This window comes from Sphingopyxis sp. (genome assembly GCF_035250425.1).
Taxonomy (GTDB): Bacteria; Pseudomonadota; Alphaproteobacteria; order Sphingomonadales; family Sphingomonadaceae; genus Sphingopyxis.
The window spans coordinates 60,817-75,265 of record NZ_DATFFD010000170.1 but is presented as its reverse complement, the minus strand read 5'-3'; the positions used below and the strand labels follow the sequence as shown (position 1 = coordinate 75,265).

Annotated in this window: 15 protein-coding genes and 2 pseudogenes; 12 read left to right on the top strand and 5 right to left on the bottom strand. The window is 63.7% G+C overall.

Features of this window, described 5'->3' with window-relative positions; genetic code table 11:
* Both VJ811_RS10325 and VJ811_RS10320 read right to left on the bottom strand, forming a co-directional pair.
* A partial coding sequence (locus VJ811_RS10325) for an alpha/beta hydrolase (protein ID WP_324072185.1) occupies positions 1-228 on the bottom strand: 228 nt, incomplete at its 3' end.
* 11 nt (positions 229-239) lie between these two features.
* Positions 240-455, bottom strand: a pseudogene (locus tag VJ811_RS10320) (transposase); the annotation flags it as partial.
* Here VJ811_RS10320 and VJ811_RS10315 point away from each other — a divergent pair.
* Entirely contained in the window at positions 384-677 is a 294-nt protein-coding gene (locus tag VJ811_RS10315) for an Lrp/AsnC ligand binding domain-containing protein (RefSeq protein WP_324072184.1), read from the top strand. The pseudogene VJ811_RS10320 and the gene VJ811_RS10315 overlap by 72 nt on opposite strands.
* 522 nt (positions 678-1,199) lie before the next feature.
* Here VJ811_RS10315 and VJ811_RS10310 read toward each other — a convergent pair.
* Both VJ811_RS10310 and VJ811_RS10305 read right to left on the bottom strand, forming a co-directional pair.
* Entirely contained in the window at positions 1,200-3,515 is a 2,316-nt protein-coding gene (locus VJ811_RS10310) for a TonB-dependent receptor (RefSeq protein ID WP_324072183.1), read from the bottom strand.
* Positions 3,516-3,667: 152 nt separating this feature from the next.
* Positions 3,668-3,853 carry a hypothetical protein gene (locus VJ811_RS10305; RefSeq protein ID WP_324072182.1) on the bottom strand — a complete coding sequence of 62 codons (186 nt, stop codon included), beginning with the start codon at positions 3,851-3,853 and terminating at the stop codon, positions 3,668-3,670.
* On the opposite strand from VJ811_RS10305, the gene VJ811_RS10300 reads away from it, so the two are divergent.
* The 10 genes and pseudogenes from VJ811_RS10300 to VJ811_RS10255 all read left to right on the top strand — a co-directional run bounded on the left by VJ811_RS10300 (position 3,852) and on the right by VJ811_RS10255 (position 12,403).
* Complete coding sequence (locus VJ811_RS10300) at positions 3,852-4,391, top strand: TetR/AcrR family transcriptional regulator (RefSeq protein ID WP_324072181.1); 540 nt, start codon at positions 3,852-3,854, stop codon at positions 4,389-4,391. The two genes, VJ811_RS10305 and VJ811_RS10300, sit on opposite strands and share 2 nt — an antisense overlap.
* A 118-nt stretch (positions 4,392-4,509) precedes the next feature.
* Positions 4,510-5,304 carry an enoyl-CoA hydratase/isomerase family protein gene (locus tag VJ811_RS10295; protein WP_324072180.1) on the top strand — a complete coding sequence of 265 codons (795 nt, stop codon included), beginning with the start codon at positions 4,510-4,512 and terminating at the stop codon, positions 5,302-5,304.
* Positions 5,301-6,464, top strand: a complete 1,164-nt coding sequence (locus tag VJ811_RS10290; protein WP_324072179.1) for an acyl-CoA dehydrogenase family protein — start codon at positions 5,301-5,303, stop codon at positions 6,462-6,464. The genes VJ811_RS10295 and VJ811_RS10290 overlap by 4 nt, the downstream gene beginning before the upstream one ends.
* Before the next feature lie 31 nt (positions 6,465-6,495).
* Positions 6,496-7,263: an enoyl-CoA hydratase/isomerase family protein gene (locus VJ811_RS10285; protein ID WP_324072178.1), complete on the top strand. Its 768-nt coding sequence runs from the start codon at positions 6,496-6,498 to the stop codon at positions 7,261-7,263.
* Between the two features lie 10 nt (positions 7,264-7,273).
* Positions 7,274-8,131, top strand: coding sequence for an SDR family NAD(P)-dependent oxidoreductase (locus tag VJ811_RS10280; protein ID WP_324072177.1), 858 nt, complete (start codon positions 7,274-7,276; stop codon positions 8,129-8,131).
* Positions 8,132-9,946 carry an AMP-binding protein gene (locus tag VJ811_RS10275; protein ID WP_324072176.1) on the top strand — a complete coding sequence of 605 codons (1,815 nt, stop codon included), beginning with the start codon at positions 8,132-8,134 and terminating at the stop codon, positions 9,944-9,946.
* Positions 9,946-10,365, top strand: coding sequence for a hypothetical protein (locus VJ811_RS10270; RefSeq protein WP_324072175.1), 420 nt, complete (start codon positions 9,946-9,948; stop codon positions 10,363-10,365). Before VJ811_RS10275 ends, VJ811_RS10270 begins: the two co-directional genes overlap by 1 nt.
* Positions 10,362-10,799, top strand: coding sequence for a PaaI family thioesterase (locus tag VJ811_RS10265; RefSeq protein WP_324072174.1), 438 nt, complete (start codon positions 10,362-10,364; stop codon positions 10,797-10,799). The genes VJ811_RS10270 and VJ811_RS10265 overlap by 4 nt, the downstream gene beginning before the upstream one ends.
* A gap of 19 nt (positions 10,800-10,818) precedes the next feature.
* The gene (locus VJ811_RS10260; protein ID WP_324072173.1) at positions 10,819-11,367 is read left to right on the top strand and encodes a nuclear transport factor 2 family protein; all 549 of its coding nucleotides are present in this window, start codon (positions 10,819-10,821) and stop codon (positions 11,365-11,367) included.
* A 62-nt stretch (positions 11,368-11,429) separates the two neighbouring features.
* A pseudogene (locus tag VJ811_RS10255) lies at positions 11,430-12,403 on the top strand (NAD(P)H-dependent flavin oxidoreductase).
* Positions 12,404-12,725: 322 nt separating this feature from the next.
* Here VJ811_RS10255 and VJ811_RS10250 read toward each other — a convergent pair.
* Entirely contained in the window at positions 12,726-13,763 is a 1,038-nt protein-coding gene (locus VJ811_RS10250; protein ID WP_324072172.1) for an IS110 family transposase, read from the bottom strand.
* Positions 13,764-13,987: 224 nt separating this feature from the next.
* Between VJ811_RS10250 and VJ811_RS10245 the strand changes: the two genes are divergently transcribed.
* Positions 13,988-14,416 (top strand): hypothetical protein, encoded by a 429-nt coding sequence (locus VJ811_RS10245; protein ID WP_324072171.1) that lies wholly within the window; start codon positions 13,988-13,990, stop codon positions 14,414-14,416.
* The last annotated feature ends 33 nt before the right edge of the window (positions 14,417-14,449 follow it).

Below are 14,449 nucleotides of genomic sequence, written 5' to 3'. Positions count from 1 at the left end.
CACGGCCGCGCAGCCTGTTTGTCGCGCCATCTCGCTGACCAGATGCCGGTGCGTGTTGATCGAGCCGATGGCATAGCCTCCGCCGTGCAAATATAGAAGGATGCCGTTTTGCGGACCGGTGTCCGGGACATACCATTCCGCTGGGCGATAACCGAGTGTCGCTCGCGCGGTCCGCACGCCCTGCGCTACCGTGAATATTGTCCCCATCGCTTCATAGGCCTCGCGCATCGGAACAAGTTCCGTTGGCATCGGATTGTCTCTTTCTCCAGATCCTTCATCCGACGCGCCTGATCGGTCTTCAGGCCGCCATATTCCTTGCGCCACCGATCGTAGGTCTGCTCCGTAACGCCGATCCGGCCACACGCTTCCGCCGTCGTCGCCCCATGCGCCAGCACAACCTCCGCTTCACGCAGCTTGCCGAGAATCTCTTCCGGGCGATGCTTCTTGCTCGGCATTCATATTCTCCTTCGTCGTCCAAAATATCATCAATCTTGGACCACTCAGAAGGGGGCAGATCAGATTATCTGTTGCGGGTTCTGGTTGCCAGCCTGAAGGACTATGAAAGATTCGTGCGAGCCGAACTCCATGCCGTGCCAGGCGTCGCGTCAATCGATACAAGCGTCGCCTACGGGCAGGTAAAGAAGAAGATGGTCTATCCTGCTCCCCAAGGAGCGTAGTCCGATTCCGGACTTCAGAGTGCGGGTCCGAGGTCACGGAACATCAATTTTGCCGTTCAGCCGAGCAATCGCTGAAGCGATGCAGGTCGCGAAGCACGCCCGCGGCGGGCGCGCGCTGACAGTTCCCTCTTTATCGAGCAACGCTACCTCGTCGCGGTCCAGTTGACGATGCCATATAGCGCGACGTCGGCTGCCAGGAATTGAATCTTTTTCCTTACCGCCGGCATAGCCATGAAAACACGGCGGGAAGCGTCGACTACCCAGATCCTCATCGGATCCCCGCGAAACGATCGGCCAGCCGTTCGCGTTTAGACATCTCGGCTATCCAATGGACGAGCGTGCGCGTCTTGCCGGCACGCGAAGTGCGCGACGCAAAATATATCGAGATCGCCCCAGCATTGGCATACCCGCGCGCAACCAGCCCAAGCCAAGCATACAACCCTCGACACCCTAGCATGTCCGGCCGGTTGCGGACTGTCCGCTACCGGCCGGCTGTCGAGCATAGCTGCCTATGAACAACCGCTACCTGAACTTAAAGCTCAGATTCAGGCCGTACGTAACGGGCATCCCGGTGAAGCGGATCACCGCATCGCCGCGGCGCGCCGCCGTATTCCAGTAATATTCGTTGGTCACATTCTGTGCATACAGGCTCGCGGTCCATTTGCCGTCGGCCTGTCCGATTCCCGCGCGCAGATCGAGCAGGCCATAATCGTCGATGAACAGCCGCGCATCGGGCTTGAAATCGCCATAGGTCGAACTGCGGTACGTATAGTTCGCGCCGACGAAGGCTTCCTTCGACCCGCCGACATCCCAGCGATATTCCAGATCGGCGTTGAGCTGCCATTTCGGCGTATAGGGGAAGCGGAAACCGTTGAAGTCGGTGACCGCGCCGAACGCCGTATAGTTGGAGAAGGAGCGCGTCACCTTGCTGTCGATATAGGTCGCACCAAGGTTGGCGCGCAGCCCGTCGACCGGGGTGACCACAAGCTGAAGCTCGGCGCCCTTGATCCGCGACTTGGGCACATTGACCAGCGCCTCGAGCGGGCCGAAGACCGGCACGATCGTCCGACCCTTCAGCTGCTTGTCGAGATAGTCGTAATAGAAGAGCGCACCGTTCAGCTGGACGGCGCGGTCGAGCAGCGCCGATTTGAAACCGATTTCATAGGCGGTGACCTGCTCCTGCCGGACCGGCTTGTACTGCGAGAAGCGGTTGCCCGCGAGCGTCGCGAACGAGCCGCTCTTGTACCCGCGGCTGACGCTGGCATAGAAAAGCTGGCCGTTCGCGGGCTTCCACTGCACGACACCGCGCCACGAGACATTGTCTTCGGGCAGGCTGCCCTCGAACAGCGCAGGCTGGCCGGCGTCGTTGAAGGTGACGCACCCGCCGGGCGGAATCGTGCCCGACGGCAGGCCGAAGATCAGCTCGAAACCGCGCGCATAGGTGCCATTGCCCGCGTTGAGCGTGCAACCCGAAAAATCGACCTTCGTGTCGGTATAGCGCACGCCGCCGATCAGCGTCAGCGTGTCGGCGATCGGCACGCTGACGTCGGCAAAGGCCGCGATGCTGCGATATTTTGTGTCGCCGAGCTGCGGCACCAGTTCGATCGAGGGAAAGCCGAAGCGGTCGAACACATGCGCCGAAGACTGGTCGTTGAGCCGCTGGGTCAGAAGCTCGTGCGTCTTGCCCCATTCGTAATTGCCGCCGACGATCCACGATCCCTTGCCCATCAGCGACCCCGCCAGCCGCAGTTCCTGACTGAACGCCTTGATGTCGCCCTCAAGGAAGACGTCGGTCAGCCGCAGCGTCGTGCCGTCGGACTCCTGCCCATAGGCTTCCTTGAAGCGCGTATAGGCGGAGATCGAGGTCAGCGTGATGTCGTCGCTGAGGTCGATCTCGCCGCGCAGCGCCGCCTGCACCTGCCAATTGTCCTTCTTCAGCGGGAAGCTGGTGCCCCAGTCCGCGGCGCGATTATCCTCCGGCGCGACCGGATAGGTCGGCAGCCGCGGGTCGAAGAAGCCCGCCGATTGCTGGAAGGGCGCGATGAACTGCGGCGCCTGCGTGTCGCCATGGTCCTGATAGGCGTTGACCATCAGGTTCAGGCGCACCGTGTCGACGGGCCGGAAGGCGAGCTGGACGCGCCCCTGCGTAAAGGCGCGCTGGCCGAGGCTGGCGTCGCGGGTGTAGCTTTTCTGCCAGTCGCCGCCGCCCTCGTGGCGCAGCGAGATGCGCGCCGCTAGCGTGTCGGACAACGGCCCGCTGGCATAGCCTTCGGCGCTGAAGCGGTTGAAGCGGCCATAGGAAAGCGCGAGGCCGGCCTCGGGCGACCAGGTCGGCTTGGCGGCGATATAATTGATCGCGCCGCCGGTAGCGTTCGACCCGAACAGCGTGCCCTGCGGCCCCTTCAGCACCTCGACGCGTTCCAGATCGAAGGAGGCGCCCGCCGTCATCACCGAATAGGGGATCGGCACTTCGTCGGTATAGACGGTCACGGTGGGCTTCGCCGCAAGGCTGCTGTCGAAGAAGCCGATGCCGCGCAGGAAATAGACCGGGGTGCCGAACCCGCTGTTGATCGCGTTGAAGCCGGGGGTCACCTTCGCCAGCCCGGCGACGTCGGTCACGCCCTGCGCCTGCAGATCGTCCCCCGACACCGCGGTGATCGACAACGGCACGCTGTTGATGCCCTCACTGCGCTTCTGCGCGGTTACGATGATCTCGTTCGTGCCGGCCGCCTCGCCTTCCTCTGCCGGGGCCGCATCCTGCGCCGCCGCCTGATTCGCGACCAACGCGAGCAGCAGGGCCGCAACCGACGACGAGCTACGCATCTTTGAAAGCGCCATAATTTCCCTCCCGATGACCATCTGTAACGCCCGGTTCCGATCCGGAAAGAGCGTTCAAATCTTTTGTTACCGTCCGGTCGGTAATATTGCTTTCAGCCATTGTCAAATCGACAATGACAGCCGCGCCTATTGACCAGCGGGTCGCGACGGACCTATGCCTCGCGGTCAGGGGCAGCCGGAAGCGCCGCAAGGAGCGGTGCCCGGCGCATGGTGAAGGCAATGGCGGAAGCATCGAGGAAGACACGGGCGCCGGCATCGCCCGCCCAGGCACGGGCCGGTTCGGCCGCGGCAGCGAAGCCGGGGCGCAAGCGCGGCAGCGTCAACAAGGAGCTGATCATGGGGATCGCCTCGACGATGTTCCGCGAACGCGGCTACGACCGCACCAGCCTCGACGATATCGCCGCGGGCCTGTCGATCACCAAGCCGAGCCTCTATTATCATTTTGCGAGCAAGGAGGAGATCCTGCTCGAATGCATCGCGCGCGGCTATATCCTGTTCCAGCAGAAAATAGCCGATCGCGACGATGTCCGCCTGCCCGGCCGCGAACGCGTCCGCATCTTCGTCGAATGCTATGTCGACCTGCTGCAGGACAATGTCCTGTCGATGATCGTCGCCGACGAACGCGTGATGAGCGATGCGGGCAAGGCCAAGTCGCGCAACTACAAGCGGATGCTGAACCGCGACCTGCTCGACCGGCTGGAGGTCGGGCGAAAGGACGGATCGCTCGCCTTCGACGATGCGCGCATCATTTCCTTCGGCATCTTCGGCATGGTCAACTGGATGACCCACTGGCAGTCGGGGGCACTGCAGATCGCGCCGCGCGCAGTATCCGACCAGTTCGTCGCGATGATTCTCGACGGCATCGGCCAGCCCTGACCTGATCCAAAACATCGCCACACCGCACGCCTCGCGGCCTTTTCCGCCGCGAGTTGACAGCCCCTATCGTCGCGCATATGACAATGTTACCGACCAGTAGGTAATAAGAGGATATGCGATGGCCGACTTCCGTTATCTGAACACCAGCGTCGAGGACGGCGTCGGCATCCTCCAGCTCAACCATCCCGAAGTGCGCAATGCGCTCGGCTGGGAATTGCACGAGGACATCATCGCCGCGCTGCGCGCCTGGGAAGACGATGACGCGGTGTCGTGCGTGCTGTTCATCGGCAACGAGGAGTATTTCTGCGCCGGCTGGCGCGTCGACATCCTCAACACGGCGGACGACGACGACCGCCGCCGCTTCAACGACCTCGCGCTCGCGCTGATGAAGGCGATCTACGATTTCGGCAAACCGTCGGTCGCGGCGGTCGCGGGCGTCGCGCCCGGTTACGGGATGGACGTCGCCAACATGTGCGACATCACCGTCGCATCCGAAAACGCCCTCTTCGGATCGACGCAGGTCAAATATGCGATGAACGGCTTCTATCACGGCATCATGTCGCGCGTCGGCAAACAGCACGCCCGCCGCCTCTATTACACCGGTGACCCGATCGACGCGCAGGAGGCGCTGCGGATCGGCCTCGTCAGCGAAGTGACCGCGGTCGGCGAACTCCGCTCCCGGTCGCTGACCCTCGCAAAACAAATCGCCGAAATGGGGCCCGAACTCGCAAAAATCTTCAAGGGCGTCGCGCTGCGCGCATCGAACATGGATCATCTCGGCGCACTGCAATATGAGCTGACGGTCACGCACGACCTGCTCCAGCGCGGCATCTTCCGCGAGCGCATCGCGCGCGGCTTCAACCGGCTGAAGTCCGGTGACCCGGTTGCAATCGAACGCGCCGGAAAGCCATGACCCTCGACGTCGTCGCCTCCGAAATATTTGCGGCCGAAGAGTGCGAACAGTTCGCGCGCTCGGTCGACGGATTCCTCGCCGCGCACGCCGCGCCCGAAGCGATCGACCGCTGGCGCGCCGACAAATGCGTCGACCGCGCCACATGGACCGCCGCGGCCGAGGCCGGCCTGCTCGGCATTTCGGTCGACGAGGCCTATGGCGGCGCGGGCGCCGATTTCCGGTTCGAGGCGATCATCACCAAGGCGATCGGGCATCGCGGCGCCGACGCGCTGACGATCAGCCTGCATAATGCGGTGATCCTCCCCTATTTCTCCAGCTTCGGGACCGAAGCGCAGAAACTTCACTGGCTCCCGAAATTCTGTTCGGGCGAATGCCTGACCGCGATCGCGATGACCGAACCCGCTGCCGGATCGGATCTTCAGGGCATGAAGATGACCGCGCGCAAGTGCGACGGCGGCTGGCGCCTCAGCGGGCAAAAGACCTTCACCTCGAACGGCCAGATCGCCGACGTCATCCTTGTCGCGGCCAAGACCGACCCTGCCGGCGGCAGCCGGTCGATCTCGCTGTTCATCGTCGATGCGCGCGGCGACCCCGACGGGTTCCGGCGCGGGCGCAACCTCGAAAAGGTCGGTCAGGAGGGACAGGACACGTCCGAACTCTTCTTCGACGACCTGTTCGTGCCCGACGACGCGCTGCTCGGCGGCACCGGGGGCCGCGGGCTGCCGCAACTCATGGAAAAGCTGCCGCAGGAACGGCTGATCATCGCCTGGCAGGCGATGGCGATGATCGAACGCGCGCTCGACGAGACGATCCGCTACACGCGCGAACGCCCGATGTTCGGCCAGACGCTCGCCGATTTCCAGAACACCCAGTTCAAGCTCGCCGAATACAAGACGCAGGCGGTCGTCTGCCGCGTCTTCGTCGATCATTGCACCGACCTGCTGGTGCGCGGCGAACTCACCGCCGAACTCGCCTCGATGGCCAAATATTGGGCGTCGGAGGAGCTGACGAAGATCGTCGACGGCTGTCTCCAGCTCTTCGGCGGCTATGGCTACATGCTCGAATATCCGATCGCGCGCATGTTCCGCGATAGCCGCATCCACCGCATCTACGGCGGTGCGAGCGAGGTGATGAAACTGCTCATCGCCCGAAATCTCTGATCCGAAATCCCGAAACCCAGGAGTGAATATTATGGCAAAGCACGGCACGATGCGCAGCGAGGTAAAGGGTGGGGTTGCCACCATCTTCCTCGACCGCCCCGACAAAAAGAACGCGCTCAGCACCGAATTGTTCGAGGATCTCGTCGAAACGCTCCAGCAATGGCGGCGCGACGACAGCGTCGCGGCGGTCGTCATCACCGGAACCGAAGACTATTTCTCCGCCGGGCTCGATCTCGACACGATGAACTGGAAAAGCGAGGAAGAGCGGCTCCGCTGGTACGACGCCACCTATTATGGCTATCTCGAACTGCTCGAATATCCCAAGCCGACGATCGCCGCGGTCGCGGGACCGACCTTCGGCGGCGGCTGCGACATCGCGGTTTTCTGCGACATCCGCATTTCCAGCCCCAACGCCAAATTCGGCTTTCCGCAGATCCGCTTCGGCCTGACCCCCTTCGTCGATCCGTTGCAGCGCATCGTCGGGCAGAGCCAGGCGAAACTGCTTGTTCTGACCGGCCGCCGCATCGACGCGCAGGAGGCGCTGCGCATCGGCCTGATCGACGAGATCGCACCCGAAGGCCAATTGCTCGCGGCGGCACAGGGCATGGCGGCCGAAATCGCCTCGACCACCGTACCGACCGTCGTGCGCACGACCGAGATGCTGCGCCGCAGCTGGTCGATGGATCCGCAGGCCGCCTATGTCTACGGCCATGTCCAGTATCGCGACGTCCACTGGAATCCGGAGATTTCGGACCGCATGCTGGCCGCTCGCGCCAGGGTCGGCTCGGGGACGCGCTGACAGGCGATCGATGACGGGCCTTCCTCCCCTCCCCTCCGTCGACCTTTCGGGGTCGGTCGTCGCGGTCGTCGGCGCAAGCCGCGGGCTCGGGCGGCAATATGCCGCCGACCTCGCCCGCGCCGGCGCCCGGCTTGTCCTGACCGGGCGCGGCGACGACGTCGCGACCGTCGCCGAAACGATCCGGCAGACGGGCGGCAGCGCGATCGCGGTCCGGTGCGACATCCGCGACCCCGCGCCTTTCGTCGATGCGGCGCTCGCCGAATTTGGCGCGATCGACGGGCTCGTGGTCAACGCCGGGATCGTCCGCGACCGCAGTTTCGCGAAGATGACGGCCGGGGAATGGTCGGAGGTGATCGACGTCCATCTCGGCGGCAGCTTCGCCTGCGCCAAGGCGGTGTGGGAACCGATGGCGGCGCGGGGACGCGGCTCGATCATCCTCACGACCTCGGGCGCGGGCATGCACGGCGCCTTCGGCCAGGCCAATTATGCCGCGGCCAAGGGCGGCATTATCGGCCTGATGAAGACGCTGGCGATCGAGGGGGAGCGGCTCGGCATCCGCGCCAACGCCATCGCCCCGATGGCGCGGACCGAAATGACCGACGGGGTCTTTTCGGATCGCATGAAGCATGGCTTGCTTCCCGAACAGATTTCGCCCTTCCTGCTCGCGCTGCTCGACTCCCGGTCGACGCGGACCGGCGAGATCGTCGAATGCGGCGGCGGCTGGGGCGCGCAGATGCGCTGGCAGCGATCGGCGGGCGACCGGGCGACAGCGGCACCGTTCGGTTCCGAATTCGATCTGCCCAAGACGACAGCGGATTCGCTGGGCGCTGCGCTCGGCGATCCGCGGACAATGTACAGGATGACCTGAATGGAGTTTGCGAGTCCCCCCGCCCCCAGCGTGACGCTCGACCGCCGCGACGACGGCAGCATCGTCCTGCGCTCCGGCCTGCCGCTCGGTCCCGTTCCCCAATCGCTTGCGCATGTCTTCGACGAACAGGCCGAACGCGCACCCGACGCCATCTTCATGCGCCAGCGCGGCGCAAACGGCGATTGGCGCAGCATATCCTATGGCGCGGCGCGGCGCGCAGCCGACGGGCTCGCGCAATGGCTCATCGACCGGGGGCTCGGCGTCGGCGATGTCGTCTCCTTCCTGTCCGAACCTTCGATCGAACATGGCATCGCCGCGATCGGCGTCCAGCGCAGTGGCGCGGCGATCGCACCCGTCAGCGTCGCCTATTCGCTGATGTCGCGGGATCATGCGCAGCTCCGCCAATGCGTGTCGGTGGTGGGCGCCAGCGTCGTGATCGTCAGTGACGCGGCACGCTATGCCGCGGCGCTGCGCGCGCTCGCTCCGCTCGGGGTAACGATCGTCGCGGCGTCGGGCACGGTCGAAGGGCTCGACATCATATCGTGGGCAGAGGTGATTGCGACCGTGCCACGCCACGACGTGACCGGGCGGATGGAGGCGATCCGTCCCGACCATATCGCGCGGATCATCTACACATCGGGATCGACCGGCTCGCCGAAGGCGACGCCGCAACCCCACGCCAATCTCAACATCACCATCGCCCAGAACCGCGCGCTCGGCCTGCTCGAATTCGGCGAAAATCCGCCGCAGATCCTCGAAGCGATGCCGTTCAGCCACATCATGGCGGGCAATTTCAACTTCAACAACACGATCGCCGCCGGCGGCACGGTCTGGATCGACGATGGCAAGCCGACCCCCGACCTGTTCGCAAGGACGCTGGCGAATCTGCGCGACGTCGCGCCATCCTATTTCATCACCGTACCGCTGGGCTACACGATGCTGTGCCAGGCGCTCGAGGCCGATGCCGCCCTCAACCGCCATTTCTTCTCGCGCCTCACCTTCCTCGGTTTCGGCGGCGCCGTGCTGGCCGAGGATGTCCGCGACCGGCTGATCGCGCTGTCGATCGCCGCACGCGGCCGGGCGGTGCCGATCTTCTCCTTCTACGGCGCGACCGAATATCTGTTCGGAACGCTCAAATACTGGACCGAAGGCGGGACCGATGTGATCGGGCTTCCCCTTCCCGCCACCGACCTCAAGCTCGTTCCGTTCGACGGGCGGTACGAGATGCGCGTCAAGGGACCGACGATGATGCCGCAAAGCGGCTACATCGGCGCACCCGAAGCCTCGGCATCGCTGTTCGATGAGGAGGGATATTTCCACACCGGCGACGCCGTCCGCTTCGCCGATCCCGACGAACCGCGGGCCGGGCTCGTCTTCGCGGGCCGGTTATCGGAGGATTTCAAGCTCGATTCCGGTACTTACGTGACCGTCGAGGCATTGCGGCTTTCGCTGTTGGCCGCGTGCCATGAGCATATTTCGGAAGCCGTGATCTGTGGGCTTAACCGCCCCTATCCCTCGACGCTGTTGTGGCTCCGGCCGGGCGGAAACGCCGCCGAAATGCGCGCAGCGATTGAGCGGGCAATCTCCGCTTTCAACGCCTCGCAAAGCGGGGCAGCGCGCAGGATCGGCGCGGCGCTGATCCTGGACGAGCCGCCGTCTTTCGAAACCGGCGAGGTCACCGTGAAAGGGAATATTGCGCAGCGTGTTGTCCGCGAACGACGTAGCACCGATGTCGATCGCCTCTACGCCGATCGCCCCGACGCAGCCGTGATGGTCTTTGCGGATGTCGCACGCAAGCTGGTCGAGCCCGACTGATGCTCTGGCAGCGTCCTCCGTCGGTTGCGGCCTTCCAGGATTTATTCGAAGGCCTGGCGTCCAATATCGACGTCTGGCTGCGCGACGATGTCGAACTGCGTCCGCCGACTTATGGCAAGTCATGGACAGGCAAAGAACTGGTCGGCCGCCTTCTAGCCTATGCGGCGCAGGAGTTCGGCGGGCTCGTCTACACCGACGGCTGGTGCAACGGCGAGCGTTATGCCCTGCGATTCGAGGGCGAGATCGACGGCAAGCAATTCTCGGGAGTCGACATCGTCTGTCTCGACCGCGAGGGACGAATTGCCCTCATCGAGATTTTCGCGCGTCCGCCAGCCGCCATGCTGGCGCTGCGCGACCGCATGGGGATGCATATCCAGGCCGATCCGGTCGCCGCGCGCCTGATGGGTCTCGCCGCATGACGTGGCACCGCACGCCGGGTGATTGGGGCCCACTCAACTTCGACGATCCCTTTTGCGCGCATGTCGGCGGAATGCAGATGCTCTACACTGGCGATGTAGCCGAACCGGTCCGCTTTGGGCTCGAGGTGCAGCCGCACCAGTGCAATCGCCTCGGCTTCTGCCATGGCGGGCTGCTCTCGACCTTCCTCGATATTGCGCTTGGCGTCTGCGCGATCGAGATTTGCGGGCACGACTGGGGCGGCCCGACGATCAATCTCAGCGTCGATTTCCTGCAGGGCGCCCCGCAGGACGACTGGATCGAGAGCCGCGTGACGCTTGAGCACACGACGCGCAGCCTGATGTTCGTGACCGGAACGGTCGTCGGCTCGCCGGGCAAGATCGCCCGCGCCACCGCCTTGTTCAAACAACCGCGGCCGGCGCCGATCACCGCCTGATCGCCACGGAGAAGAGCCTATGCCTGCACATGCCGCCACCGATGCGACCGACGAAACCTATGTCGGATTACCTGTCGCCGACATTGTCACCGCCGAATTCGTCCGCGACTTCGGCAAGCGCTGGGAAGCCGCATGGAATTCGCACGACACCGAACAGGTCATGGCGCTGATCCACCCCCGCATCCGTTGGAACGACACGATATTCTGGCCCGAGATCATTCACGGCCATACCGCGATGCGCGCCTATGTCGACAAGATCTGGGCAGTCATGCCCGACGTGCATTTTCGTGAAGTCCAGCTTTTCAGTGCTACCGACGCGGGACGCGCGCTCTATCTGTTCGAACAAACGGCCTCCGCACCCGCCGCCTCGGGCAAGCACAGCAAAGCCACCACCTATGGCTGCGACATCTTCCTTGGTTTTCGCGATGGCCTTCTGTCCGATTATATGGCGCAATATGAGATCGCCGAAATGATGCGGCAGTTCGATATGCTGCCGCCGCGCGGCGGGCAGATTGGGGGCGCCTATCTGTTGTCGCTCATGGGGCCGAGGCCAGTCAACGCCGGATAGATGCGGCGACGCGATCATTATCCATCATCTTCAGACATTCAAAGCAAGGGACGACCGCCGATATGGGCATCAAGACGCGCATTACCGAGAAGTTCGGCATCGAAACCCCGATCCTGATGGGCGGGATGACGGGCGTGGGCTACGGCCCGCTGGTCGCGGCAGTCGCCAATGCCGGGGCGCTGGGCTTCATCACCGCGCACATGTATCCGACCGGACAGGCGCTGTTCGACGAGATCGAGGCGACGCGCAAGCTGACCGACAAGCCCTTCGGCGTGAACCTGACGCTGCTGCCGTCGATCAACCCCATTCCCTATGACGAATATCGCGAGGCGATCATCGCCAGCGGGGTGCGGATCGTCGAAACCGCGGGCCGCGCGCCGACCGACCATCTGCCGCGTTTCAAGGAAGCGGGCGTCACCGTCATCCACAAATGCACCTCGGTCCGCCATTCGGTGTCGGCGTGAACAAGGGCGTCGACATGATCAGCATCGACGGCTTCGAATGCGCGGGTCACCCGGGCGAGGACGACGTCGGGCTCGTCGTGCTGCTGCCTGCGACGGTCGATGCCCTGCCCGATACCCCGATCATCGCCTCGGGCGGCATGGCCGACGGGCGCAGCCTCGTCGCCGCGCTCGCGCTCGGCGCCGACGCGGTGAACATGGGCACGCGCTTCTGCGCGACCGTCGAGGCAGTGATCCACCAGAATGTGAAGCAGCGCATCGTCGACGCCACCGAGCTCGATACGGTTCTGGTCGGCCGGACCTTGCGTAACACCGCGCGCGTCGCAAAGAATGCCGTGTCGGTCGAGGTCGCGGAGATCCAGCGCGACCCGACCAAGACCTTCGACGATGTCCGTCACCTGATGGCCGGCGTGCGCGGGCGCGAGAATGTGCTGCGCGACGGCGACGTCGACGGCGGCCTATGGACCAGCGGCCAGAGCCAGGCGCTGATCCACGACATCCCGACCTGCGCTGAGCTGGTGGAGAATATCATGGCGCAGGCCGAGACGGTGCGGGATCGACTTCGCACAACATAAGAGCATGCATCTAGGGAAAACGGCGGCGTAGCCGCTCGTGGCCGACTGGAGACAGTCGTCTGTGGATGGCTCCCGCGTTGCAAGCATAAATTGATGATCGGCGTTTTGGTCGGTTGCAGTCGTCTGTCCGGCCTGTTGATGCAGTCGGTAGGGACTGCTGGCCCTGATGGAGTCCGCGAACCGGGTCCCGATCGGCTTTTCAGGCTATGACGCCTTTGACTGTCCGTGGGTTGTCCCAGCTCCCGGTCTGACCGGTATCGCCATCACATCGCATCGCGCTTACAACATCGTAAGGCTGATCTCCTCAGCCAAGCTCCTTCTATTATCCTGCCAGTAACGGGGCGTGATGGGCTTGATAGACCTGCCCCCGCGTCATGAGCGCCCAGGCGATCCGGGCCATTTTGTTCGCCATGGCGACCGTCGCGACCCTCGCGGGCTTCCGAGCAAGCAAGGCAACGAGCCGCGGATCTGCCGTGTCGGGCTTGTATTTCGCGCGGCGGACCAATGAGGTCGCGCCTATGACCAGCAGCCGGCGCAGATATTTGTACCCCATCTTGCTGATCCGCCCTAGCCGTTCCTTCCCGCCGCTCGACTTTTGCAGCGGCGTGAGCCCGAGCCAGGCTGCGAACTGCCGGCCAGAACGGAACTGGTGAGGATCGCTGACCGATGCCGCCAAGGCCGTTGCGCCGACCGGGCCGATGCCAGGGATGGTCGACAACCGCAGCGCGACCTCGTCGCTACGCTGAAGTGCTGCCAGACGAAGTTCGATCGCGTGAAGTCGCGCATGGATGTCCAGCGCTTGCTGCGAGAGCATCCCGACGATCATTGCTGCATCGTCAGGCACCTCCGGGGTGCGCTCGCTGTCGACGATCTGTCGTGCCATGATCAGCGCTCGATCCCGCCCTTCCGGGATTACGATCCCAAACTCGGCGAGCAGACTTCGGATCATGTTGATCAGCTGCGTTCGCTGCCCAACGAGCAGACTGCGACTACGATGCAGCGTCAGCGCTGCCTGCTGCTCGCGCGACTTCACCGCGACATAGCGCATCGTCGGCCGCGTGACCGCTTCACAGATCGCTTCCGCATCGACAGCATCGTTCTTCCCGCGCTTCACATAGGGCTTGACGTAGGCAGGCGGCATCAGCCGCACCTCATGCCCGAGTGCGGTCAGCTCGCGCGCCCAATGGTGCGACGTGCCGCAGGCCTCAATGCCAACAAGACACGGCCCCGACTTCGCGAAGAAGGGCAGAAGCTGAGCACGGCGAAGCGTCTTTCGCACAACGACATCCCCAGCTGCATCAACTGCGTGAACCTGAAAAACATTCTTGGCCAGGTCGAGGCCGATCGTGGTAATCTCCATGGCGGATGGCTCCTCTGCTCGGGTTTGCATGACAGCAACCCATCTTGGCACCTAGATGCCGTGAGCGGGAGCCATCCACCTCATCCGCTTTCCAGCGTAAAATCGTTGAAGCGGACGTTGGCCTTCCGCGTGAGCCGGCACCCACAGTCCAGCAAGAGCCCGACACATTCATGTTATGTTGATCGCTACGGATCGATAACTGCCCTGCCGGAGGGAGAGTGTTTATGCTGTTTCGATCGAGCCATGCCCTCGTTTCGCTGACCCTCGCCTTGGCGTTCAGCGGCGATGCGGCCAATGCCAGTGAGCGGGGTTGGGAAGCGAGGGATACGATTACCACCCTCGGCGAGCAGGGTGCCTTCATATCCTATGTCGACACCGAATATCACACGGCCGCCAGCCGCTCGTTTCGGGTGCACTATTGGCGAGGCCCGTGCATGCTCTATTGGTCTGGAAAGCAAGGAGAAGGCGGGATGATCTCCATGGGAAACTATAAGTCGGCAGAATATGACCGAGAGGGACGGCTCCAGTTCCTCGGTCCGAAGGAGCCGGAGTATCTCGTACTAAATCCTCACCTGCCAGATGACGAACGAAGGCAAGCGGCTGAAGCTCTGACGATGATATTCAATGAGTGCCGAGGTCCCGACCTCAATTGACGGCGCCTGCTTCAACCCTCCGGCCACGCTACC

Excerpts from the sequence above, each read along its gene's own strand:
- VJ811_RS10315 (WP_324072184.1), top strand. The coding sequence starts at position 384 with ATGCGCCAGCACAACCTCCGCTTCACGCAGCTTGCCGAGAATCTCTTC.
- VJ811_RS10310 (WP_324072183.1), bottom strand. The coding sequence starts at position 3,515 with ATGGCGCTTTCAAAGATGCGTAGCTCGTCGTCGGTTGCGGCCCTGCTG.
- VJ811_RS10300 (WP_324072181.1), top strand. The coding sequence starts at position 3,852 with ATGGGGATCGCCTCGACGATGTTCCGCGAACGCGGCTACGACCGCACC.
- VJ811_RS10305 (WP_324072182.1), bottom strand. The coding sequence starts at position 3,853 with ATGATCAGCTCCTTGTTGACGCTGCCGCGCTTGCGCCCCGGCTTCGCT.
- VJ811_RS10295 (WP_324072180.1), top strand. The coding sequence starts at position 4,510 with ATGGCCGACTTCCGTTATCTGAACACCAGCGTCGAGGACGGCGTCGGC.
- VJ811_RS10290 (WP_324072179.1), top strand. The coding sequence starts at position 5,301 with ATGACCCTCGACGTCGTCGCCTCCGAAATATTTGCGGCCGAAGAGTGC.
- VJ811_RS10285 (WP_324072178.1), top strand. The coding sequence starts at position 6,496 with ATGGCAAAGCACGGCACGATGCGCAGCGAGGTAAAGGGTGGGGTTGCC.
- VJ811_RS10280 (WP_324072177.1), top strand. The coding sequence starts at position 7,274 with ATGACGGGCCTTCCTCCCCTCCCCTCCGTCGACCTTTCGGGGTCGGTC.
- VJ811_RS10275 (WP_324072176.1), top strand. The coding sequence starts at position 8,132 with ATGGAGTTTGCGAGTCCCCCCGCCCCCAGCGTGACGCTCGACCGCCGC.
- VJ811_RS10270 (WP_324072175.1), top strand. The coding sequence starts at position 9,946 with ATGCTCTGGCAGCGTCCTCCGTCGGTTGCGGCCTTCCAGGATTTATTC.
- VJ811_RS10265 (WP_324072174.1), top strand. The coding sequence starts at position 10,362 with ATGACGTGGCACCGCACGCCGGGTGATTGGGGCCCACTCAACTTCGAC.
- VJ811_RS10260 (WP_324072173.1), top strand. The coding sequence starts at position 10,819 with ATGCCTGCACATGCCGCCACCGATGCGACCGACGAAACCTATGTCGGA.
- VJ811_RS10250 (WP_324072172.1), bottom strand. The coding sequence starts at position 13,763 with ATGGAGATTACCACGATCGGCCTCGACCTGGCCAAGAATGTTTTTCAG.
- VJ811_RS10245 (WP_324072171.1), top strand. The coding sequence starts at position 13,988 with ATGCTGTTTCGATCGAGCCATGCCCTCGTTTCGCTGACCCTCGCCTTG.